This is a genomic window from Streptomyces sp. NBC_00704, assembly GCF_036226605.1.
Lineage (GTDB): Bacteria > Actinomycetota > Actinomycetes > Streptomycetales > Streptomycetaceae > Streptomyces.
Genome location: NZ_CP109000.1, coordinates 8,017,115 through 8,037,745 on the forward strand (window position 1 = coordinate 8,017,115; position 20,631 = coordinate 8,037,745).

The 20,631-nt window shown below is 69.7% G+C and carries 24 protein-coding genes and 2 pseudogenes; 14 read left to right on the forward strand and 12 right to left on the reverse strand.

Annotation, left to right across the window (positions count from 1 at the left end; genetic code table 11):
* Positions 1–53: 53 nt before the first annotated feature.
* From OG802_RS34960 to OG802_RS34985, 6 genes and pseudogenes are all read right to left on the reverse strand, one after another.
* Positions 54–440: pseudogene (locus tag OG802_RS34960) on the reverse strand (transposase); the annotation flags it as partial.
* Positions 441–665: 225 nt separating this feature from the next.
* Positions 666–2,042, reverse strand: a complete 1,377-nt coding sequence (locus OG802_RS34965; protein WP_329405949.1) for an IS1380 family transposase — start codon at positions 2,040–2,042, stop codon at positions 666–668.
* Positions 2,043–2,164: 122 nt separating this feature from the next.
* Complete coding sequence (locus tag OG802_RS34970; RefSeq protein ID WP_329405947.1) at positions 2,165–2,689, reverse strand: IS5 family transposase; 525 nt, start codon at positions 2,687–2,689, stop codon at positions 2,165–2,167.
* A gap of 415 nt (positions 2,690–3,104) precedes the next feature.
* Positions 3,105–4,085: a hypothetical protein gene (locus OG802_RS34975; RefSeq protein ID WP_329405945.1), complete on the reverse strand. Its 981-nt coding sequence runs from the start codon at positions 4,083–4,085 to the stop codon at positions 3,105–3,107.
* Position 4,086: 1 nt separating this feature from the next.
* On the reverse strand, positions 4,087–4,692 hold the full coding sequence (locus OG802_RS34980; protein WP_329405943.1) for an RNA polymerase sigma factor: 606 nt from the start codon (positions 4,690–4,692) through the stop codon (positions 4,087–4,089).
* 955 nt (positions 4,693–5,647) lie between these two features.
* A complete protein-coding gene (locus OG802_RS34985) occupies positions 5,648–6,346 on the reverse strand; it encodes a hypothetical protein (RefSeq protein WP_329405942.1) in 699 nt (232 codons plus the stop codon).
* Positions 6,347–6,624: 278 nt separating this feature from the next.
* Between OG802_RS34985 and OG802_RS34990 the strand changes: the two genes are divergently transcribed.
* Complete coding sequence (locus OG802_RS34990) at positions 6,625–6,867, forward strand: hypothetical protein (RefSeq protein WP_329405941.1); 243 nt, start codon at positions 6,625–6,627, stop codon at positions 6,865–6,867.
* Positions 6,868–7,032: 165 nt separating this feature from the next.
* Here OG802_RS34990 and OG802_RS34995 read toward each other — a convergent pair whose 3' ends face one another.
* Both OG802_RS34995 and OG802_RS35000 read right to left on the reverse strand, forming a co-directional pair.
* The gene (locus OG802_RS34995) at positions 7,033–7,581 is read right to left on the reverse strand and encodes a DUF4262 domain-containing protein (RefSeq protein WP_329405939.1); all 549 of its coding nucleotides are present in this window, start codon (positions 7,579–7,581) and stop codon (positions 7,033–7,035) included.
* A 49-nt stretch (positions 7,582–7,630) separates the two neighbouring features.
* Complete coding sequence (locus OG802_RS35000; protein WP_329405937.1) at positions 7,631–8,185, reverse strand: LysE family translocator; 555 nt, start codon at positions 8,183–8,185, stop codon at positions 7,631–7,633.
* 134 nt (positions 8,186–8,319) lie between these two features.
* Between OG802_RS35000 and OG802_RS35005 the strand changes: the two genes are divergently transcribed.
* Together OG802_RS35005 and OG802_RS35010 are read left to right on the forward strand one after the other, a co-directional pair.
* On the forward strand, positions 8,320–8,829 hold the full coding sequence (locus OG802_RS35005) for a GNAT family N-acetyltransferase (protein ID WP_329416864.1): 510 nt from the start codon (positions 8,320–8,322) through the stop codon (positions 8,827–8,829).
* A gap of 11 nt (positions 8,830–8,840) precedes the next feature.
* The gene (locus OG802_RS35010) at positions 8,841–9,101 is read left to right on the forward strand and encodes a maleylpyruvate isomerase N-terminal domain-containing protein (protein WP_329405935.1); all 261 of its coding nucleotides are present in this window, start codon (positions 8,841–8,843) and stop codon (positions 9,099–9,101) included.
* A gap of 495 nt (positions 9,102–9,596) precedes the next feature.
* Here OG802_RS35010 and OG802_RS35015 read toward each other — a convergent pair whose 3' ends face one another.
* Positions 9,597–9,881 (reverse strand): hypothetical protein, encoded by a 285-nt coding sequence (locus OG802_RS35015; protein WP_329405933.1) that lies wholly within the window; start codon positions 9,879–9,881, stop codon positions 9,597–9,599.
* A gap of 512 nt (positions 9,882–10,393) precedes the next feature.
* Here OG802_RS35015 and OG802_RS35020 point away from each other — a divergent pair.
* From OG802_RS35020 to OG802_RS35045, 6 genes are all read left to right on the forward strand, one after another.
* A complete protein-coding gene (locus OG802_RS35020; protein ID WP_329405932.1) occupies positions 10,394–11,536 on the forward strand; it encodes a DUF6417 family protein in 1,143 nt (380 codons plus the stop codon).
* A gap of 58 nt (positions 11,537–11,594) precedes the next feature.
* Positions 11,595–11,798: a hypothetical protein gene (locus tag OG802_RS35025; protein ID WP_329405930.1), complete on the forward strand. Its 204-nt coding sequence runs from the start codon at positions 11,595–11,597 to the stop codon at positions 11,796–11,798.
* A 79-nt stretch (positions 11,799–11,877) separates the two neighbouring features.
* Positions 11,878–12,231: a hypothetical protein gene (locus OG802_RS35030; protein ID WP_329405929.1), complete on the forward strand. Its 354-nt coding sequence runs from the start codon at positions 11,878–11,880 to the stop codon at positions 12,229–12,231.
* Positions 12,228–12,674: a MerR family transcriptional regulator gene (locus OG802_RS35035; protein WP_329416853.1), complete on the forward strand. Its 447-nt coding sequence runs from the start codon at positions 12,228–12,230 to the stop codon at positions 12,672–12,674. Before OG802_RS35030 ends, OG802_RS35035 begins: the two co-directional genes overlap by 4 nt.
* Entirely contained in the window at positions 12,655–12,969 is a 315-nt protein-coding gene (locus OG802_RS35040; RefSeq protein ID WP_329416854.1) for a hypothetical protein, read from the forward strand. Before OG802_RS35035 ends, OG802_RS35040 begins: the two co-directional genes overlap by 20 nt.
* A gap of 39 nt (positions 12,970–13,008) precedes the next feature.
* Complete coding sequence (locus OG802_RS35045) at positions 13,009–13,782, forward strand: cytochrome c oxidase assembly protein (RefSeq protein ID WP_329416855.1); 774 nt, start codon at positions 13,009–13,011, stop codon at positions 13,780–13,782.
* Positions 13,783–13,839: 57 nt separating this feature from the next.
* On the opposite strand, the gene OG802_RS35050 is transcribed toward OG802_RS35045, so the two are convergent.
* Complete coding sequence (locus OG802_RS35050; protein WP_329416856.1) at positions 13,840–14,070, reverse strand: YgaP-like transmembrane domain; 231 nt, start codon at positions 14,068–14,070, stop codon at positions 13,840–13,842.
* Between the two features lie 109 nt (positions 14,071–14,179).
* Positions 14,180–14,578, reverse strand: coding sequence for a DUF302 domain-containing protein (locus tag OG802_RS35055; RefSeq protein WP_329416857.1), 399 nt, complete (start codon positions 14,576–14,578; stop codon positions 14,180–14,182).
* Positions 14,579–14,738: 160 nt separating this feature from the next.
* Between OG802_RS35055 and OG802_RS35060 the strand changes: the two are divergent.
* The 3 genes and pseudogenes from OG802_RS35060 to OG802_RS35070 all read left to right on the forward strand — a co-directional run bounded on the left by OG802_RS35060 (position 14,739) and on the right by OG802_RS35070 (position 17,256).
* A pseudogene (locus tag OG802_RS35060) lies at positions 14,739–16,099 on the forward strand (MBL fold metallo-hydrolase).
* A gap of 51 nt (positions 16,100–16,150) precedes the next feature.
* A complete protein-coding gene (locus OG802_RS35065) occupies positions 16,151–16,516 on the forward strand; it encodes a rhodanese-like domain-containing protein (RefSeq protein WP_329416858.1) in 366 nt (121 codons plus the stop codon).
* Positions 16,513–17,256, forward strand: coding sequence for a sulfite exporter TauE/SafE family protein (locus OG802_RS35070; protein ID WP_329416859.1), 744 nt, complete (start codon positions 16,513–16,515; stop codon positions 17,254–17,256). The genes OG802_RS35065 and OG802_RS35070 overlap by 4 nt, the downstream gene beginning before the upstream one ends.
* Positions 17,257–17,277: 21 nt before the next feature.
* Here OG802_RS35070 and OG802_RS35075 read toward each other — a convergent pair whose 3' ends face one another.
* A complete protein-coding gene (locus OG802_RS35075) occupies positions 17,278–17,556 on the reverse strand; it encodes a metal-sensitive transcriptional regulator (RefSeq protein WP_056792769.1) in 279 nt (92 codons plus the stop codon).
* Between the two features lie 86 nt (positions 17,557–17,642).
* Between OG802_RS35075 and OG802_RS35080 the strand changes: the two genes are divergently transcribed.
* Complete coding sequence (locus OG802_RS35080) at positions 17,643–18,209, forward strand: rhodanese-like domain-containing protein (protein ID WP_329416860.1); 567 nt, start codon at positions 17,643–17,645, stop codon at positions 18,207–18,209.
* A 62-nt stretch (positions 18,210–18,271) separates the two neighbouring features.
* Complete coding sequence (locus OG802_RS35085) at positions 18,272–19,567, forward strand: IS256 family transposase (RefSeq protein ID WP_329416861.1); 1,296 nt, start codon at positions 18,272–18,274, stop codon at positions 19,565–19,567.
* The last annotated feature ends 1,064 nt before the right edge of the window (positions 19,568–20,631 follow it).

The window sequence follows — 20,631 nt, forward strand, 5'->3', positions numbered from 1 at the left end:
CCATTGAGCTTCTTCAGCGTTGCCGCTCCAGGGTGAGGACCAGGGCTTCGACGCCCCAGCACGTCCACGGCCAGTCCCCGCTTGCGGCCCGAGACCTTCTTGTTGGCGTCCAGTCCCGTCGTGGTCTTCGGGACACCCGCGGCCGCGCGGACGGACTGGGTGTCGATGATCACGAGGGACGGGTCCTCTAATCGCCGGGCTCTCTCCCGTACCTGGCAGCGCAGGAGTTCCTGAATCCGCTGGTCGAGCCCGTCCTGGCGCCACAGGCCGAAGTAGTAGAACACCGCCGACCAGGACGGCAGGTCATGGGGCAGATAACGCCACTGGCAGCCCGTCCGGTTCTGATAGAAGATCACGTTCACGACCTCCCGCAGATCACAGGATCCAGGATCTCCGGTCGCTGACCGTGCCACCCGGTCCTGTTTCCAGGCCGTGATCATCGGCTCGATCGAGCGATCACGAACCGAGAAAGATCGGACTTAACGTCCACTAAGAACTCCTAACCTCGAAGTTTCGTGACGGGCCGCCGACGGAGTCGGTGGCCCGTTTTCGTGCCGTGAGTTGGGGGTGGGCAGGCCGAGGGCCCGAGTGTCGTCTCGGGGCGGCGCCGGGTTCCACTGCTCCGGGGAGTGAAGGGCTGTCGTAGGGATGGGTGAATCCGCTGGTCAGCCGGGGTTCGGCAGGAGTGCGAGCCGTTCGAGGGCGGCGGTGATGTGGCCGGTCCAGGGCCAGTGCCGGGCCAGGCGGAGGATCCGCTGGCGGCCGGTGGTGACGAGTTGTCCGGCCGCGGTGAACAGGCGGAGCCGCAGGCGGCGGGGCTCCCAGAGCCTGGCCTTGCCGGTGAGTGCGAGCATGGGCATCCAGGCCAGCAGGTCGAGGGCGATCTGGACGATCTCGAGCCAGACCTTGTTCTGGGCTGTGGTGTGCAGGGGCAGGTTGCGCAGGCCGGTGGCCCGGGCGGCCCGGATCCGGTCCTCGGCCCGGGCCCGCAGCCGGTGGCGGAGCTCGAGTTCGGCGATCGGCCGGCCGGCGGTGTTGGTGGCGAAGCACGTGATCCGCATGCCGTCCGCGTCCGTGATCCTCAACTGGGCTCCGGGGTGGGGTCGTTCCTTTCGGACGATCAGTCGCATGCCCTCCGGCCAGCCGTCCAGCAGCTTGCCGGTGAGCTCGGCGACCCAGGCCCCGTCACGGACCTCACCATTGGTCTCGACGGCCGCCGTCCAGGCCGGGGCGGGGACCTTCAGCACGTGTTCGTGGATCGCCTCGGTGACCGTCATGCCGACCGAGTAGGACAGCCATCGTCCTCGCCTGGCGAGCCAGGACACGAAGTCGTGGGTGCCGCCGGCGGAGTCCGTGCGGATCAGCGTCTGCCGCCCTCGCCGGTAGCGCTTGGGCAGCTGGGCCAGGGCGAGCTGGGCGGTGGTGATGTGGTCGGCTGCTGTGTTCGAGCCCGCGTTCCCCGGCCTGAGGAGGGCCGCGACCGGCTCGCCGGTTCCGCCCGGGCCGTGGTCGACGAAGGCTGTCAGCGGATGGTGGCCGTAGGTCTTCTTCCAGGTCGCGGCCGCGTCCTCCTTGTCGGAGTGCGCGATCACGAGGACGCCGTCAAGATCGACGACGACCTGACCATTGGTGTCCGGGGCATTCTCACCGGCCAACGACCAGACACGGTCACGGACTTCGGAGCGTGCGGACCGGATCGCCTGCAAAGCTTTCTCGCCGGAGGCGGCGAGGGTGTCGATCAGGCGGGAGACGGTCGGGTCGGAGGCAACCGGACCGAAGACGGCCGGCTCGGCCCGCAGCATGGCGACATCCGCGAGGCAGTCCCCGCCCAGTGCGACCGCCAGGGCGACATCCAGGAGGACCTTACCGGGATCGTGGACGGCCCGCGGCTTGCGCCACGGCGCCAGAGCTGCCGATATGACCTGGTCAAGACCGGACTTGCGGGCCGTTTCGACGAGCAGGACCGTCCCGGCCTGGGAGACGACCTGGCGGCCGTCGTCCTGGACGCGGACACGGGGATAGGACCCGATAGAGTGCTTCACCTGGGAAGTGCCTCCGGCGGTGGCAGGAACAAGGACCTCGACAATCCTCATTCTTGCTGGTCAGAGGCACTTTCTGCTTTCCTGACCGCCTGCCGGACAGCCCGCTTCATGAAAGCGCGAGGCTAACATAGGCGTTGGACGTGGCGGTGGGTGATCAGGCAGACGGCGAGGCCGAGGAAGGCTTCGTGGATGTCGTCGCGTCGCTCCCATCGGATGCGGAGTCGGCGGAAGCCGTGGAGCCAGGCGATGGTGTGTTCGACGACCCAGCGGACGGTGCCCAGGCCGGTGCCGTGCGGTTGTCCCCGTTCGGCGATCGCCGGCCGGATGCCGCGCTCGCGCAGGAGGCGCCGGTATTTGTCGTGGTCGTAGCCGCGGTCGGCAAAGAGCATGTCGGGCCGTCGGCGCGGCCTGCCGACAGCCCCGGCGACAGCCGGCACCTTGTCGAGCAGGGGCAGGAGCTGAGTGACGTCGTTGCGGTTCCCGCCGGTCAGGGACACCGCGAGCGGGATGCCCCTGTCCGTCGGTGAGGACGTGGTGCTTGCTGCCCGGCCGTGCGCGGTCGACCGGGCTGGGACCGCTTTTGGGCCCCGGCGGGCGGCCCGGACGTGGGAGGAGTCGATCACCGCCCTAGACCAGTCCAGCGGCATTCAGGTAGCCGTCACCGTCTCGCTGTTCACCGGGCAGCCAGACGACGGCGATGCACACGGTGCCGAGACGGTGCGAAGTGTCTCGGCCCGGTCGACGCCGACGCCATGCACCGCGTGGACCAGGCGCTGCGGGCCGTCCAGGTCCTGTAGCTTCACCAGCCGAAAAAGGGGCAGGCGCCCTCAGTCCGCGGTGATCCACGGCGGCCGCGGGGTCGGCGGCGAGCAGATGCCGACCTGGGCTAGGACTCCCCGGCCCTGCTGGAGACGACCGGCTGGCTGGAGTGCGAGTTCGGGGTGGCCATCGCGGGGGGCGAGTGCGCCGACGCCAGGACCCCGGCCCAGTTGACCTATCTGGTCAACTGCCTGCTGGCCGGGGCCGCCTGACCACGCGGCGGCGACCGAGGTGGCGTGGTCGTCAGCCGCGCTTCCCCGCCCCGTCGACGATCTCGGTGGCGACGCGGGTCTCCATGGCGATCACCGTGCCCTTCGCGATGAACGGCCCCCCGGAGGCCTTGCCGCCCGCGTAGTAGCCGAGCCCGGCCACCCACCGGACGCCCCGGTAGGCGTACGTCTCCGGGTCGAGCAGGACCTGGATGCCGTTGCGCTGGAAGGAGTAGTCACGGAAGTTGCCGTCGACGCCGATCGCGAGGACGGTCCGGCCCGCCCCGTCGGTCACCTTCACCGGCTCGGTCACTCCGTCCAGGCCCATGATGATCCGGTGGATCGTGCGCGCCTTGTCCGGCGGGAGGTCGGCGGATCCGGAGAGGACCTCCAGGATCTCGTCGAAGTCGCGCTGGGCCTGGGTCAGCCGCCACGCGCTGCTCGACCGGCTGGGCACGGACTTCTTCAGGATTGTCCGCAGGGCGGCGTCGGGGTCGTCGGGGAGCGTCGCCACGAGGGCGTCCATTTCCTGCGGCGCGAGCATCTCCCAGGCGTGATGACCGAGGGCGGCGTCGGGTCTGTTCCCTCTCCAGCCCGGTCCCGCCCACGCGTTGCCGTCGTACCGGACCCACCGGTCCGACAACTGGGACTTCGTCGGCGTGGCGCTGCAGGCCCGCCCGGCGTGGGGAGACAGATCAAGCACCCCGATCTCGCTGTACTCGCCGCCGCTCTTCGTGTAGGCGCACTGCCATCCGTCCATCCGGACGTGCTGGTACACCCACTGGTTCGGCCGGGGTGCGGGTTTCGCCGGCGCCGAGTGGTCCGCTCGCAGCGTCACCGTGGACAGCGACGCCGCGGCCACCACCGCGGCGACCGCGCCCAGGGCCTTGAGCCGCCAGCCGTAACGGTCGCGGCGCGGCCCGGCAATCTCAGCCAGCAGGCGCTGCCGGGCCGGGGCGAGCCGGGCGTGGTCGGGTACGGGAGCGTCGGCCCGCAGGCCGCGGACAGTCGTCATCTCATCCATGGCCGATCATCTCCGTGGCGTCGTGTACGAGGGTGGGGTCGGCTCCCCCGAGGGTGTGACGGACCTTCCTGCGGGCCCGGTTGAGGCGTGAGCGCACCGTGCCCACCGGGATGGACAGGGCCTCGGCGACCTCCTGGTAGCCGAGGTCGGCCCAGGCGACCAGCAGCAGGACGTCCCGGTCGCCCCGCGACAGCCCGGCCAGCGCACCGGCCAGCAGCCCGTGGGCGGCGTGGGCGGTGACCCGGCTGTCACTGCGGTCGGTCCAGGACGCGGCCACCGGGTCGAGTCCGGTGCGGGCGAGCGCGCGCAGCGCCCGGACCTCGGCACGGCGCTGCTTCCCGATGAGGTTGGCGGCGATGCCGTACAGCCAGGGGCGGGCGTCGCGACGCGCCAGGTCGTAGCGCCTGCGCGTGCGGAACGCGCTCAGGAAGGTGTCGGCGGTGATGTCCTCGGCCGCCTCCTCGCCCAGCCGACGGGCCGCGTACCGGTGGATCACGGCCGCGTGCCGCTGGTAGAGCTCGCCGAAGAGCTCGGGGCGGTCCAGGGAGTCGGCGATGACGCGGGCGTCGTCGCCGGATCTGGCGGGTGGACTGTTCACACGGTCTCCGTGTCTGTCGACGGGCTGTCACCTCATCGGTCGATGGGCGACACCCCTCATTACCCGCAGCCCCCGAAAGGGTTCACGGCCGGACTCAGTCGGAGGGCGCGGCGGGCTCCGGCTCCGCCGCCGCTGTTGCCGCCGCCTGCGCCGTCTCCTTGCCGGCCGCGCCCGGAATCAGAAGATCGAGGAGCAGTCGCGCAACTTTCTCCGGACCGGCGCAGCGGGTCCGATCATGGACAGGTGATCAGGCGACGACGACCACACCTCCCGTCGCGCAGCCCGGTCGTAAGCGAAGTCCCGCCCTGGCGACGGGACATATCGTGCACCGCTCTCCTCGACGACGGACGATGCCCGCCACATGACCGGCAGGCGCAAGTTGATCAGTGCGTACACTCCGTGCCATTCGACACTTCATGATGGGGATCTGCATGTGGCCGAACCGAGATCGTTCCTCCTTGGCCCTGGCAGCAGCCGGCGCCCTGTTTCTTCTCGTCGGAGGCTGTTCTTCAGGGCCGGACGATACGGAACCCCGGTCGGGGACGTCTTCCGATCGTTCGAGGACACCGTCTGCGGGCGCGCGCCCACTCGGCGCTGCCGAGTTGGCGGCCGCGCTGCCAGTGGAGGGGGCTCTGCCGGGTTACAGGGTCACCGGCACGCCCAAGTCGAGCGCCGCCGCCGGACCAGGCGTCTCACGTGTGAAGCCTGAAGCGTGCCTACCGCTCTGGAATGCACATGCCGGCACTCCCACCACGTCCGCCGCCAGCGCCTGGGTCCCTATATCGTCTTCCGGTTTCGCCCCGCCGACCGAGACCCTCACGTTCTCCAGCTTCCGCCCAGAAGGCGCGGAGGCTTACCTGGCTTCCTTGAACAAGGCTCTGACGGCCTGCCCGTCGTCGGCCTTCATGGGCTCGGACGGCACGCCCGCGACTGCGGACATCGAACGCGTGGCGAGTCAGGACGCGCTGGGCGACACCTCGGTGAGTTTCCGGATGCACTGGACGGTCGACCTCGACGGGTTCACGTCCGATACGTATTCCTTGATCACAACCGTCCGGGCAGGCGAGGCGACCGTTACCGCCGTGGCGGACGCCGACATCGGCAGCCAGCTCCCGGCGTCGAAAAAGCGCACGTTCATGCCGCAGGCGGACCCCGCCATGATGAAGTCACAAGCCGACATCCTCATTGCGTTGCAGAGTCGCTGAACGACCGTCGCATCCAGGACGAGGCGGCACCGGCGGCGGAGCTCCTTCTCGAGCGCGGCCGTGTCGATCCAGGCGCCGGGCGTCGACCGGAACTTGATCGGCTCTGGCAGATAGATCACGCTGAGTGGGCGACCGTCGGCCTCCCACTGCCGGATCACGGCCTCGGCGCGCTCACGGAGCACGTCGTCCTTCGACTTGAGGGCGGGCCCGAAGGTGATCGGGCCCTTGGGCGCGGTGACTGCCAGAACGGCGAAGTCGATGCCGGCGGTGATGAGCCTCCCGAACGCCTCGTTGGTGGCGGCCGCCAGGCGGGCCTCCTCCCGGCGCGTCAGCGGTACGCCCGAGCGCCGGGTGTCGAGCGGCACCACGTCGACGGAAAACGGCTCGAGCGGGCCACTGGGCTCCGACACGGTCCAGCCGAGGGGCGCCCTCCAGCTGGCGCCGTTCATCATCTGGAGTGCACAAGGCTTCCGCCGCTGTGGACGGCGTGGATCACGTCGTGGCATGGGGGAATCCACAGGTAGCTCGGGCGGAAGGGGACCCATGCCGGTCCGAGGGAGAGTCGAGATCGGAGACGGTCGGAGAGGACCAGGCCGGACAGAGTGCCGCCGACGAGTTCCTGCGACCAGCCGGTCGTCAGTTGACCTACGGCATGGTCCGCGCGCACATCGCCACGTTGCGTGGCGCTCCGTCCGAGGCGCCGCCCCGGCCGCCTACGGTGCGGCAGGTGACCGGCTGGCTCACCCGGCACCCCAGCGCGCTGAGCGAGGACGACCGCGCTGGCATGAAGGACGTCCTGGCCCGCTGCCCCGAACTGGACAAGGCCGCCGGGCATGTCCACGACTTCGGCGAGATACTCACCGACCGCCTCGGCTCCACGCTCCCTGCCTGGATCGACGCAGTCGAGGCCAACAGTTACCCGGCCTCACTGGCTTCGCGCTCCACCTGCTCCGGGATCTCGACGCTGTGACAGCCGGGCTCAGCCTGGACTGGAGCTCCGGCAGCATCGAGGGCGCCGTGAACCGCATCAAGAAGATCAAGCGGCAACTCTACGGCCGAGCCGGATTCGAGCTGCTCCGCAAGATGATCTTGCTCCAGTAGCTTCTCGCCACGGTGTTGCTTGGCCGGCACGGAGTCAGAGTTCGGTCGTCCAGATCCCGACAGGGTGCTCACTCGGTGGCAGCCACAACTGAGGCTGTGACCCCCGATGCCTCACCTCAGCCAGTTCGTCCCAGTGAAATCGGTTATCCGCGTCAGGCCACGCAACTTGCAGCACAGGGAAAGGAGGCCGCCGGTAGAACCCGATGGCCTGTCCGAAGAAAGTCCGGTACCAGCGCAGATCAACCCGCATGAGCGCGACTTGGTGACCGTCGACAACGTCAGGATGTCTCTGGCCGTCAGCCAGTACAGCGCCTGCGGCGGACTTCTCTCCGAGCCTGTTGAGAATGCGGTGCATGACGTGGATATCGAGTCCGAACATGGCCGGTTCAGGTGCGCTGTGAGTGTGCGCGAGGCCGATCGTGTAGGCGAATCCAGGACCGATGTCGTCCTCGGGAACCATCACGACGTGCCATCCGTGCCGCTGCACGTTCTCGCTGATCGTCAGATCCATGCAGTCCGCTTCGTCTCGGTCACCGTAGTCATGGCAGAGGACGCAGCGGCACTGGAACGGATCAGCAGTCATACGCGGAGGCTACGAGGTGAGTGCTCGAGCCGGACAGCCGGGCTCGTGATCACCCTTTCAATCGAACGACACTGTCACCCTCTGCGACCGGTCCCCAAGATCTGTGCCAGAACCCGTAACTCACTAACAAAGCCAGGGCTCCATGCGGCACGAACTGCGGCAGGAAGGACACGGCGAACACGCCGGCCTTCGGATTGGCGAAGTTGGTGACGAGGCCCTGCCAGTACGCCCGCCGAAGCGACACCGCGGCTGTTTCCGCTGGTCCCTGATCCGGTTGTCCAGCTCGCCTCGACTGCCACAAGGCACGCGCTCCCATCCACAGCAACACCGCGGCGCCGACGATCCGGATGACGTCGTAGGTGACCTGCGAGGCCAGCAGTAGGGCGGAGAGACCGAAGGCCGCGGCCAGGCCCCACAGCAGCACCCCGCACTCGTTACCCAGGACCGTGGCCATGCCGGTCCTCCGGCCGTTCACCACCGCTCGGCGCAGGATCACGACCGTGCTTGGCCCTGGGACCATGGCGACCAGGAAGGCCGCACCGACGAACGCAACGACGGAAGTCATCATCGAGGCAGCATCGACAAGCGTGTTGATGCGCCGCAAGGCTCTTGTCGGCCCAGCTGCGGACGTGTTCCGCAGATCCCCCGTCGAGGCGAAGACCACCGTCGGGTTCACGCCGCGGAGAAGGCGCGGAATCGGGTGGACACGGCTCGGTACGGTGGCCGATGATCTCCGGCATGATCCGGGCCGCCACTGTGGACGACATCGCGGAGATCCGCGCGATGATCCGCGAACTCGCTGAGTACGAACGGGCTGCCGAGCAGGCCCAAGCAACCCAGGAGCAGCTCCGCGACGCGCTGTTCGGAGAACACCCCGCTGCTTCCGCACTGATCGCTGAGGACGATGAGACGGGGCGGGCCGTGGGCTATGCCCTGTGGTTCCCCCGCTTCTCGACCTGGACCGGCACGCGCGGCATGCACCTGGAGGACCTCTACGTGCGGTCGCACGCCCGAGGTGGAGGACATGGCAAGGCTCTGCTCGCCTCATTGGCCGCGATCTGTCAACAGAACGGCTACGAGCGCTTCGAGTGGTGGGTCCTGGCCTGGAACGAACCGACGATCGACTTCTACAAGTCGCTCGGCGTGGAGCTGCTGAACGAGTGGACGGTATGTCGGCTGAGCGGTGAACCACTGAAGGAACTCGCTGCCCAGGCCCCGGCAGTCCTCAACCAGAGCCCGGCCCTGTAGGACGGAGGGTCATGCAACCTCCTGTCGCAGCAGTGATCGAAGCCCACCGGACACTGGAAAGGCTCGTGGCCGGACTGAGCGACCAGCAGGTCACCGAGGCATCCGCCCTTCCGGGTTGGTCACGCAGCCACGTCCTCGCGCATCTCACCGACAACGCGAGAATGTTCGGCCGTCTCGCGGAACATGCCCTGCGCGGTGAACTTGTAGCGGGCTACGACGGCTATGGCGCAGGTCCACGACCCAGCCGCACGCCCCCGGACGGTCAGCCTTAGCGACCGCCTCACGGCCTTGCCGCACATACCGCTCGTACACCGCGTCAGATCCCTGTACCGCGGGGAGTGACACGTAGGCCAGGTGACCCCCCAGCGAGCGAGCCTCCGGCCCTCGGAAGGAGGAGTCGGGCGGAGCTTCGATCCTCTTTGCCACCTGGTTGGGTTCGACGAAGGAACTGTGCCCGTGGCCGACTGTCCGAAGGGCGGAGCGGATCGCGTCGTAGGTGTCTGATGGCTTCTGCGCGGCCCGGGCCTGCGAGAACGCCTGGCGGCGTACCTCTGTCCACTCGACCTGATGGCGCAGGAGCGCATTCTTCTCCATGATGTCCAACACCTTCGACAGGTAGGACCGGGCAGCGGCCGACATGGCTGGCCCTTCTGCCCCCTGCGAAAGGCCCGTGCATCCCGTCCCCGCGACGAGAACGCTCACCAGCCCAGCGCAGGCAGTCCCACGCAGCAACCGTCGCCGTCTCATCCATACCCCCAACTCTGCAATCAGGAGCAACCCTTGACTGCCGAGCAACTCGCTTTGGTAGCGGGTGAGTTCAGAAACAGGCACTGATCAATATGGTGACGCGCGGCCTCTCCGGGGACAGTCGGATCGGCGAGTTCGCTCTCGTGCCCGACATCGAGCTGGAGGTCACGGTCGGCAGGCGGCAGTAACTGGCGCTGCACACCGGCCACATCGCAGGCCTCACCAAGTTCCTGCGGGAATCCATCGGCACCCTCGGCATCAGCACTCCCGGCGCCCGCACACCCGTGGCTGGCCAGTGCTTTCATTGCGAGGGGACTGGGCATGCCCGCCCGCTGTGGGAGCGGTCGCGGACAGTCCCCATCGACCTCTGGTAGTTCCCGTACAGGGTGCTCGCGGTGGTGCTGGGTGGGATCGCCCAGCACACCGTCCAGGGTGCGGCGGCGGATCAGGCCGGTGCGGTGATCGCCGGGCAGTCCGGTCAGGGTGGGACGCGCCCGGCGCCCGGGTCGCCCCGTTGTCCGGACAGGACCAGGACGTTGGTGCGGGTTGGCCGATACGGCGCTGTTGATCATCTGCCGCTCACGATTCCCAGAGGAGCGATGCAGACCAGCCACCCTCTGAAGTCGCCGACCGTGCCGCGGACAATCCCGCGCTTCCGCTTGCGCGAAAGGATCCGCCGCATCGCGAACGCCGGCCTCTGACGACGGCGCGGCCACACACGCGCGCTGGCGGCAGTGACCTGAGCGCCCCGGCGCCCGTTGCCCTGCTGGGACCGCTCAACGCGGACGAGTGATCCCGTGGCTTGGGGGTGGGGACGTTGCACGATGACAGGGCCGTAGCGGTGCTGCGGGAGGTGGCCGACCGGCAGGAGACAGCCGGCCATGGCTGGGCCTTGGATGGGGACCTGCGCCCGGTCAAGCAGCGCGTGTTCAACCTCGCCGGGCGGGGACTGGTGGAGCTGGCGGGCCGCGAGGACCGTGCGGAGTTGTCGGCGTGGGAGGGCCGTCCCGTGCGATGGGCGGCGCGTCCGACCCCGTGCGGTCATGCCCTTCTCGTCTACAGCCGTCTACGTCCCCAGCCCGCCCCGGACGACCCCGGGCCGGGGCTGCGACGGGTGGAGCTGATCCCGGCGCAGATGACCGCGCTGCGTCTGTTCGTCGCCCTCGCCGACCAATTGCGGGTGCCGCCTGCGTCCGGGCTGGCGGAGCGGGTGCGCGGGGCCCGGCGCGAGCAGGGCACGAACCGGCATGTGTTGTACCTGTCGCCAGAGCAGATGGAGTCGGTCGCCTACGGGTTCTGGCTGCACAGCATGTCCGGCTCGGCTCTCGAGGCCAACCGCTTCGCCCGCGACTACGACGTCGCCCATGACCCTGCTCCTGCCACGGAGACGCCCGCCCTCCTGGCCGTCCACGACACCGTCGACGACACCACCGCCTACCGGGCGGAACTGTCGGCCCGCGTCGATGAGCCGGTCCTGTCTGACGACCCGGTCCTCCAGCGCGACCTCCAGCTACCCGACTCTTGGTGGGAGGACCTCGCCGGGACGCTGGAGAAGGTGGCGGCCGTCGACACCGACCGCGTCGCCGTACGGCAGCAGTACATGGACCGGGCGATCCCCGAGTTCGTGGGCATCCCGGCCCCGGCCGTGACCCGCTGGACCGCCGCCCACTCCGACCTGCACTGGGTAAACCTCACCGCGGCGCCGCTGCGGCTTCTGGACTGGGAGGGATGGGGGCGCGCTCCGGAGGGATTCGACGCCGCCACGCTCTACGCCTACTCGCTGCTCCAGGAGGACGTCGCCGCCCGGGTCCACGACGCCTTCCCCGTCCTGGGCAGTCCGGTCGGCCTTGCAGCCGAAGCGACCGTGTGCGCGCAGTTGCTGCAGACCGTGGCTCGCGGCGACAACCTCAACCTCGAAGACCAGCTCCGGCACTGGTCCGAGGAACTCCGCCGCCGCTGACCGAGCCCCTTGGCCCTGATGATGGCCAGGCGGATCAGCGCGTGGTCAGCCGCCGCTGGTGGCCTTCGCCCGCTACAGCCGTGACGGCAGCTTCGCGGTGCTCGGTGCCAACCTGCGCTTCACCATGGTGATGGCCGCCGGCTCGATCGCCGGTGCCGTGCTGGGCGGGCTGCTTCTGGGTATGTTCTCAGACTTGGTGCTCATCCCGGCGCTTGCCGCGATCCTGCTCGTCTCCGCGGCCAAGCTCGCCCGCCACGAATGACCAGGCGCATGCTCACGAGCTTGCATCCGGTACCCAGGTACAGGTTTACCGTCGGTGATGTCCCCGCCCAGGGGACGCGATGACGGGAGTGAGCGCGATGAACGACCTGGCGTGGGTGCCGCAGTCCTGCACGCTGCCCCCCGAGGAGCGGCCCCTGCGGGTCGCGGAGTGGGACGCGCTGTTCTCCGAGCGGCTGACCTCCATGTCGAGGCCCCAGCCGCTCAGTCTGCGCCTTGACCTGGCCGGCGGAGAAGGTGTGGAAGAGCGGGTGCGGGACCTGGTGGAACGCGAGAGCGGCTGCTGCTCGTTCTTCACCTTCACCACCACCCCCGGCCAGGACCTGCTCCGTCTGGACATCTCGGTGGACCAGGCGCACGAGGCGGTCCTGGACGCCCTGGCCGCACAGACGGCCGCTGCCCGGGAGCAGCGGTGAGCACGGGTCTGCGCAGCGGGCAGGTCGCGGAGGCGGCCGGGGTGAACATCCAGACGCTGCGCTACTACGAGCGGCGCGGCCTGCTGGCCGAACCGGAACGCAGCAACGGCGGCCACCGCCTCTACGGCGAGGACGCGGTCACCGCGCTGAGAGTGATCAAGGCCGCCCAGCGGCTCGGGTTCACGCTGGAGGAGGTCGCGGAACTCCTGGAGGCCGGCCGCCACCGCCACGGACGACCCGTGGCAGGGCTCCAGGACCGCGCCGCGGCCAAGCTCGCCGAGGTCGACGCGAAGGTCGCGGACCTGACCACCATCCGCACCGCCCTGGCCGCAGCCGTCGACGCGGGCTGCGACGACCTGACCGTCTGCGCGTCCAGCGCCTGCTGCCCCATCCCCTTCACCGACCTCGCCGAGGAGAACCGCCATGCCGGACCCTGCTGCTGACCCCCGCACCGGGCGCGCCTCGAAAGCACTCGCGGGCCTGGCCGCTCTGGCCTGCGTGGCATGCTGCGCGCTGCCCGTCCTCATCACCGCCGGGGTCGTCGGTGCCGGCGCCGGGGCGGTGGTGGGCTGGCTGCCCGCCCTCGCCGTCGTCCTGGCCGTGCTCGCCGCCGGAACCTGGTGGCTCGGACAGCGTCGCCGCTCCTGCTCCTGCGCGCCGAAGGCCTCAGGCGAGAGCGGATGCGGCTGCCAGGCGTCCACCGACCCGCTGAAGATCAGCGGCACGGGCCGTCGGTAGGCTCACCGATCATGACTGTCGCTCGTTCCGTTGCCGGCGGTGTTCGTCGTGCTGCTGGCCGGAGGCTATGTGCCGCTGGCGGGCCGCGCGCGGCGGCGCAATGCGCAGGCCGGGTGGAGCCGGTGGCGGACCGGATGGTTCCTGGCCGGGTGCGCGCTGCTGGCGGCCGGCCTGCTGCCCCCGATCGCATCGTGGGCGCACGGCGACTTCCAAGGCCACATGCTCCAGCACCTGCTGATCGGCATGTACGCGCCGCTGGGGCTCGTACTGGGGGCGCCCGTCACTCTGCTGCTGCGCAACCTGCCCGCCGAACAAGGGCGGCGTCTGACCGGCCTGGTGCAGAGTCGGCCGGTGCACGTCCTGGCGAACCCGGTCACCGCGCTGCTGCTCAGCGTCGGCACGCTGGGGCTGCTGTACTTCACGCCGCTGTACAACACGATGTCGGCGAACATGGGGCTGCACTGGCTGCTGCATGCCCACTTCCTGCTCGCGGGGTGCCTGTTCGCCTACGTCATCGCCGGACCCGACCCGGCCCCGGCCCGGCCCCGTGTTCCGGTGCGGCTGGTGGTGCTGGGCGTGGCGATCGCCGCGCACGCGGTGATCTCCCAGCTCATGTACGGCGGCTTCGGCATCAACATCCACGCCCCCGTCGACCAGGTCCAGGGCGGCGCCCAGATCATGTACTACGGCGGCGACATCGCCGAACTGCTCCTGGCCGTCGCCCTGGTCGCGACATGGCGCCCGCAGCCCGCCACCCGACGGGCCAGGCGTCCGCGTCGCGGAGCGGAAACGGCCCGGACCGCGGTGCTCTGACGGCCCCGGCCCGGGCGGCTTGAGGGCGTCGGGCGCGCCGGGCAGGCGAGGGTGAGGTCAGCGGGGTGGGGCCAGGCGCCGGCGGAAGGCGGTGCCGGTGAGCGGCATCCTCATCAGCGGGCCGATCAGGCAGAAGTCGAACACGCCAGCCGCCAGCGGCAGCAGCCCGGCGGCGGCCAAAATCCACCAGGCGCCTCCGGCCGTGGCGCCGATCGCGATCATAGCGATGCCCGCCGCGGCGCGTACGGCCCGGCCGGTGGTGCCTGCGAGGAAAGCGGCGACGTTCATGGGTGGCTCCTTGTGAGGATGCTGCACGTTGCCAGGGCCTCCGGTGTCCGGGAGCGGCCGCAGCGAGTGTTCGACGTGGCAGGTGGCCTGGCGCCGCGTGGACCGAGAACTATGCGGGCGGTCCGGTGAGCGCGGACAGGGCGGCGTCGAGGCGGCGGGTGGCTTCCTCGGCTACGGGCTTGAGGGCGTCCTGGCCGGTCAGGGTGACCATGGTGCCGGGGTCGAGGGCCTGGACGGCGATGCGGTCGCCGTCGGTGCGGACGACGACGTTGCAGGGCAGGAGCAGACCGATGGAGCGGTCCGCCTGGATCGCCTGATGGGCCAGGGGCGGGTTGCAGGCGCCGAGGATCAGGTAGTCCTCCATCTCGTGGCCCAACTTCTCCTTCAGCGTGGCCTGCACGTCGATCTCGGTGAGGATCCCGAAGCCCTGCCCGGCCAGTGCTTCGCGTACGGCGCTCACGGTCTCCTCGAAGTCGCCGTCCACGTGCACGGTGCGGCTGTAGGCCATGGCCGTTCTCCTTCTTGTCGTCCGGTGCGCTGATGCGTCCGATGTCCGGCGGGTACCGGATCGGGGCAGCCCCTGACCTGGAATATACCCCCGGGGGTACTGGTGTTACGGTGGAAACAGATACCCCCCCGGGTAATTTCCATTCGTGAGGAGTACCGGCGTGTTCTTCGTTGACACCATCGAGCTGGAAGGTCTCGGCAACCGCAGCTGGCCGGCGGCGAGAGCACGGCGGTGGCGGTGGACCCGCCGCGCGACATCGACCAGGTCCTGGCGGCAGCCGCCCGGCGCGGTGTACGGATCTCCCACGTCGTGGAGACCCACATCCACAACGACTACGTCACCGGCGGACTCGAACTCGCCCGGATCACCGGCGCCCGCTACCTCGTACCGGCCGACGCGCACGTCACCTTCGACCGCGTCCCCGTCGCCGACGGCGACCGTGTGGACATCGACCCCGGCAGCGGGGTGACGCTGACCGCGATCGCGACGCCGGGCCACACCCCGCACCACACCTCCTACGCGCTGCGCGAGGCGGGACGTGCGGTGGTCGTCTTCACCGGCGGGTCGCTGCTGATCGGCAGCGTGGGACGGCCGGACCTGGTCGAGCCGCGGCTGACCGAACAACTGGCCCGCGCCCAGCACGCCTCCGCCCACCGCCTGGCCTCCGACCTTCCCGACGAGACGGCGGTGCTGCCCACGCACGGCTTCGGCAGCTTCTGCTCCTCGGCCCAGTCCGAGGGCGAGGAGACCACCATCGGCAAGGAGAAGAGCGCGAACACCGCGCTGACCGTCGATGTGGACACCTTCGTCGCGGACCTGCTGGCCGGCCTGGAGGACGTGCCCGCCTACTACACGCACATGGGACCTGCCAACGCCGCCGGTTCCGCACCGCTCGACCTGACCCCGCCCGCCCTCGCGGACGCCGAGGAGATCGCCGCCCGCCTCGCGGCCGGCGAGTGGGTCGTCGACCTGCGCAACCGTGTCGCGTTCGCCGAGGGGCACGTGGCCGGGTCGTTCAACTTCGAGGCCGACGGCAAGCTCGCCACCTACCTCGCCTGGATGATCCCCTGGGGCAAGCCGGTCACCCTGCTCGCCGACACGGCCGAGCAGCTCGCCGACGCCCAGCGCGAACTGGTGCGGGTGGGCATCGACCGCCCGGCCGCCGCCGCCACCGGCACCCCCGCCGACTGGCTGCCCACAGGACAGGCCCCGGCCTCCTTCCCCCGCTCCACCTTCGCCGGACTCGCCGCACACGGCACCGCTGATCTGGTGGTGCTGGACGTGCGCCGGAACTCCGAGCGGGCGAACGGCTGGATCACCGGATCGGTGCACATTCCCATCCACGAGCTCCACGGCCGCCTCGCGGAGGTACCGCCGGGGACGGTGTGGGTGCACTGCGCCGGCGGCATGCGGGCCGCGATCGCCGCGTCCCTGCTGGACGCCACCGGCCGCGACGTCGTCGCCGTCGACGACGGCTTCGACGCCGCCACCGACGCCGGCCTGCCCCTGACCACCGGCTGACAGACAGCCCCGCTCACCGCACGAGATCCCACAAGGAGCAGGAGAACCCTGATGTTCCTCTTCCGCCGCAGCCAGCCCCGCGTCAGCGTGGACCAAGCACGCGACCGCACCAGCGGCGACATGCCGGACGCGATTCTGCTCGACGTCCGCGAGAAGCCGGAATGGAACGCGGGCCACGCCCCCGGCGCCGTCCACGCACCCCTGTCGAAACTCGTGGCCGGCGCCGACCTGCCGACCGAAGCCTCCGGCCGGTCGCTGGTGGTGATCTGCCGCAGCGGGCACCGCTCCCAGCAGGCCGCGAAACTCCTCACCCAGCGCGGAGCGCAGGCCGTCGACGTCAAGGGCGGCATGAACGCGTGGGCCGCCGCCGGACACCCCGTCCTCGACGAACGCGGGAACCACGGCCAGATAGCGTGACCGCACTCGTTCTCGCCCTCATCGCCGGGGCCGTCGTCGGCCTCGCCCTCGGAGCACTCGGCGGCGGCGGCAGCGTCCTGGCCGTGCCCGCCCTGATCTACCTGCTCGGCTTCTCCCCGTCCGCGGCCACCACCGCCAGTCTGATCATCGTGGCCGCCACCTCCGCCACCGCCCTGTACGCCCACGCCCGCGACGGCCACGTCGCCTGGAAAGTCGGATCGCTCTTCGCGGCCGCCGGCATCATCCCCGCCTACCTCGCGGGAGCCGCCGCCGGACGTGTGCCGGAAGCCGTGCTGACCGTCGCGTTCGCGGCGATCGCGGCACTGGCGGCCGTGCGGATGTTTCGTCCGTCCGCCTCCCGACCGCCGGAGCGGATACGGCTCGGCAAGGCGGCCGGGGCAGGCGCCGGGCTCGGCGCGGTGACCGGCTTCCTCGGCGTCGGCGGAGGCTTCCTCGCCGTGCCCGCCCTGGTGGGCGTCCTCGGCCTGACCATGCGGCGGGCGGTCGGCACCAGCCTGCTCGTCATCACCGTCAACTCACTCGCCGCCCTGACCGCCCGCACCGGGACCGGCGGCGGCCTGGACTGGGCGCTGATCGGGCCGTTCACGGGGGCGGCGATCCTCGGCGCCTGGGACGGCAAACGCCTCAGCACCAAGGTCTCCGGCAACAGCCTTCAAAAGGTCTTCGCCGGGCTGCTCCTCGCGGTGGCCGTGTTCATGCTGATCGACGTGATCGCATGAGCACCCCGGCCACCGCGTCCGTCAGGCCAGGGACAGGAACAGCTTCTCCAGCCTCGCCCGCATCTGATCGCGGTCACCGGCCTCCTGGCCGCCCTCGGCCATGCAGTGCTGCAACCCGGTCGCGATGATCGCGAACCCGGCCCGGTCCAGCGCACGGGAGACCGCCGCAAGCTGCGTGATCACATCCTCGCAGTCCCGGCCCTCTTCGATCATCTTGATGATCCCCGCGATCTGGCCCTGAGCCCGCCGCAGCCGATTGAGGACCGACTTCAGCTCGTCGGCCGCCATCTCAAGCTCCACCATCCACCTCCATAAATACCCCTAGGGGTATCATACGGGATCGGGCCACCGACTCCCGGAACAGCACGGAAGGAACCACCCCGCACATGAGCACCCCCACCGCCCTCATCCCTGCCCAGGCCGCCGCCCGCCTCGACGACTACACGGTCATCGACGTGCGCACCCCCGGCGAATACGCCTCCGGGCACCTGCCCGGCGCCCACAACATTCCCCTCGACCACCTCCACACCGCCCTGCCCGCCCTCAAGGCGGCAGCAGCCCGCGGGACCCTCCTCATGGTCTGCGCCTCCGGCAACCGCTCCACTACCGCCTGCACCGAACTCGCCGCAGCCGACATCCCCGCCACCACCCTCACCGGCGGCACCACCGCTTGGGCCGGCGAGGGCCACACCCTCCACCGCCCCGACAACGTCACAACCGTCTGGCCCATGGAACGCCAGGTCCGCCTCGCCGCCGGATCCCTCGTCGTCCTCGGTCTCTCCGTCGGCACCCGCTGGCGCCCCGCCCGCTGGCTGTCCGCCGCCATCGGAGGCGGCCTGGTCTTCTCCGCCGCCACCAACACCTGCGGCATGGCCGCCGCCCTCGCCAGGCTCCCCCACAACCAGCCCCGCACCACCGACCTTGACGCCACCCTCCGAGCGCTGCAGAACTGACGGGTGGCTCGGCGGGTCTGTAAAAAGAACGGTGTAACTCCCGATCAAGGAAGTAGCACCTGATGACAGACGTGTCCGTCTCGGCTGAGGCCGTGGAGGCTGTCCAGCCGGTCGAGTTGCAGCCGGACGCGCTGGACGATCAGTTGATCGGGCAGCTGGTCGACCGGGCCCGCGCGAGCGGGCTGCAGCTCACCGGCGCCGGTGGGCTGCTCCAGCAGCTGACGAAGAAGCTCCTGGAGTCCGCGCTCGAAGGCGAGATGACGGACCACCTCGGCTATGAGAAGCACGACCCGGCTGGGGCCGGCAGCGGGAACTCGCGCAACGGCGTCCGGTCGAAGACCGTGCTGACCGAGGTCGGCCCAGTTCAGATCGACGTGCCTCGTGACCGCGAGGGCTCGTTCGAGCCGCAGCTGGTTCGCAAGCGGCAGCGGCGCCTGGCCGGGGTCGACGAGATGGTTCTCTCGCTGTCGGCCCGCGGTCTGACGCGTGGTGAGATCTCCGCGCACCTGGCCGAGGTCTACGGCGCGGACGTGTCCAGGCAGACGATCTCCACCATCACCGACCAGGTCATCGAGGGTATGTCCGAGTGGCAGAACCGGCCGCTCGATCCGGTCTATCCGGTGGTGTTCATCGACTGCGTGCACGTGAAGCTCCGCGACGGTCAGGTCGCGAACCGGCCGATCTACGTGGCACTGGCGGTCACGGTCGAGGGCACGAGGGAGATCCTCGGGCTGTGGGCCGGCGACGGCGGCGAGGGCGCCAAGTACTGGCTGCACGTCCTCACCGAGATCAAGAACCGGGGCGTCGCAGACGTGTGCATGGTGGTCTGCGACGGACTCAAGGGACTGCCGGACGCGATCGAGGCGGTCTGGCCGCAGGCCGTCACGCAGACCTGCGTGGTTCACCTGATCCGGGCCTCGTTCCGGTATGCGGCCCGGCAGGACTGGGACAAGGTCGCCAAGGCCCTCAAGCCCGTCTACACGGCACCGACCGAGGAAGCCGCGCTGGAGCGGTTCGTCGAGTTCACGGAGGCGTGGGGCAGGAAGTATCCGGCGATCGTGCGGCTCTGGGAGAACGCCTGGGCGGAGTTCGTGCCGTTCCTGAGCTTCGACGTCGAGGTCCGCCGGGTCATCTGCACCACGAACGCGATTGAGTCGGTCAACGCGCGGATCCGCAAGGCGGTCCGCTCGCGCGGGCACTTCCCGAACGAGCAGGCCGCGCTGAAGTGCGTCTACATGGCGATCATGTCCCTCGATCCGACCGGCGCCGGCCGCAAGCGCTGGATGACCCGCTGGAAGGCGGCGCTCAACGCCTTCGAGATCGCCTTCGACGGCCGACTCTCCGCCGGCCGCCGCTAACTCAACCCAACCGAGTTACACCGTTCATTGGACAGACCCCCAGGTGTGGCGGTGGTTGCATGCGGCCCGGACGGGCGGCTTGGCCGGGAGTGTGCCGCGGGATCGTTTCACGGTGACGCCGCGGATGCGTGAGTTGTTGGCGTTGTGCGGTGGGAACGTGGCCGCGTGCACCGTGAGCTGGTTGCTGAGGCCGAAAGGGACGGACGGGCTGGGACGGTGCCGTCTCCCGCGACGTTGCAGCGTGCGGTGGCGCGGGATTTGTCTGCGGGGGAGCGGGTGGGTCTGAAGGAGCGGTGAGGCGGCACGTCGCCGCTATGACGTGTATGGCAAGCGTCCGCCTACGCACCGCAATGCGTGCTGGGAGGGGGATCACAAGCGAGTTCCGGTGCGGATGGAGGTCGAGGGCTGGGTGACGTGGTTCATCGATGTCGCGACGAAGGTGGTCGTGGGGGTGGCCGTCACTCCGCATGATCCGGTACCTCCGCCCGTCGAATTTCGGCGCTCGCATATCAGGACTTCCGTCCTGTGGCTGGGCAATTAACGGCCGCGCACTCTCGAATTCTTCCGGTAGTTTTTCGCCGGGGTTGGTGGTGCAGCCAGGCCCCAAAAGCTACACAGCCAGCCAGCGTGATGCACCATTCCAGTAGTGGGTTCGCTCGCCCAGGGTGATGCGGTGGCGGATTCTGCGCCACCTGGAGGGTTAAGCGTGTATGCTGACGGAGCATTGGTGAACGTGAGCGGCCGGTTTCGAGGGTGGGGGAGGTGTTCGGGTGGAGCGCAGCGGAACCCGTCACTGCGGTGGGACCAGCACCCCGTCAGGCCGACGGCCCGTCATCTTCGTTGCACGGATGACGGCTGGGATTCCCAAACCCTACACAGGCCCGCGCGCGATGCACCTCCCCTACTGCCGGCGCAGGTGCCCGCGCTTGCGCGGGTGCCCACAATTCGCGCTTGCGCGAATTGCCTCGCCTTTTAAATTCCGCTTGCGGAATTTCATTCCGGCGCTTGCGCCGGAATCAGATTGCGCTTGCGCAATTCGCTCTTTAGGCCTCGGCTTGCCGAGG

Coding starts and splice junctions, on each gene's coding strand:
- OG802_RS35030 (WP_329405929.1), top strand. CDS start 11,878: ATGACGGGAGTGAGCGCGATGAACGACCTGGCGTGGGTGCCGCAGTCC.
- OG802_RS35085 (WP_329416861.1), top strand. CDS start 18,272: ATGACAGACGTGTCCGTCTCGGCTGAGGCCGTGGAGGCTGTCCAGCCG.
- OG802_RS35080 (WP_329416860.1), top strand. CDS start 17,643: ATGAGCACCCCCACCGCCCTCATCCCTGCCCAGGCCGCCGCCCGCCTC.
- OG802_RS34995 (WP_329405939.1), bottom strand. CDS start 7,581: ATGACTGCTGATCCGTTCCAGTGCCGCTGCGTCCTCTGCCATGACTAC.
- OG802_RS35040 (WP_329416854.1), top strand. CDS start 12,655: ATGCCGGACCCTGCTGCTGACCCCCGCACCGGGCGCGCCTCGAAAGCA.
- OG802_RS35055 (WP_329416857.1), bottom strand. CDS start 14,578: ATGGCCTACAGCCGCACCGTGCACGTGGACGGCGACTTCGAGGAGACC.
- OG802_RS35005 (WP_329416864.1), top strand. CDS start 8,320: ATGATCCGGGCCGCCACTGTGGACGACATCGCGGAGATCCGCGCGATG.
- OG802_RS35050 (WP_329416856.1), bottom strand. CDS start 14,070: ATGAACGTCGCCGCTTTCCTCGCAGGCACCACCGGCCGGGCCGTACGC.
- OG802_RS35015 (WP_329405933.1), bottom strand. CDS start 9,881: ATGAAAGCACTGGCCAGCCACGGGTGTGCGGGCGCCGGGAGTGCTGAT.
- OG802_RS34985 (WP_329405942.1), bottom strand. CDS start 6,346: ATGAACGGCGCCAGCTGGAGGGCGCCCCTCGGCTGGACCGTGTCGGAG.
- OG802_RS35010 (WP_329405935.1), top strand. CDS start 8,841: ATGCAACCTCCTGTCGCAGCAGTGATCGAAGCCCACCGGACACTGGAA.
- OG802_RS34970 (WP_329405947.1), bottom strand. CDS start 2,689: ATGCCGCTGGACTGGTCTAGGGCGGTGATCGACTCCTCCCACGTCCGG.
- OG802_RS34975 (WP_329405945.1), bottom strand. CDS start 4,085: ATGACGACTGTCCGCGGCCTGCGGGCCGACGCTCCCGTACCCGACCAC.
- OG802_RS35065 (WP_329416858.1), top strand. CDS start 16,151: ATGTTCCTCTTCCGCCGCAGCCAGCCCCGCGTCAGCGTGGACCAAGCA.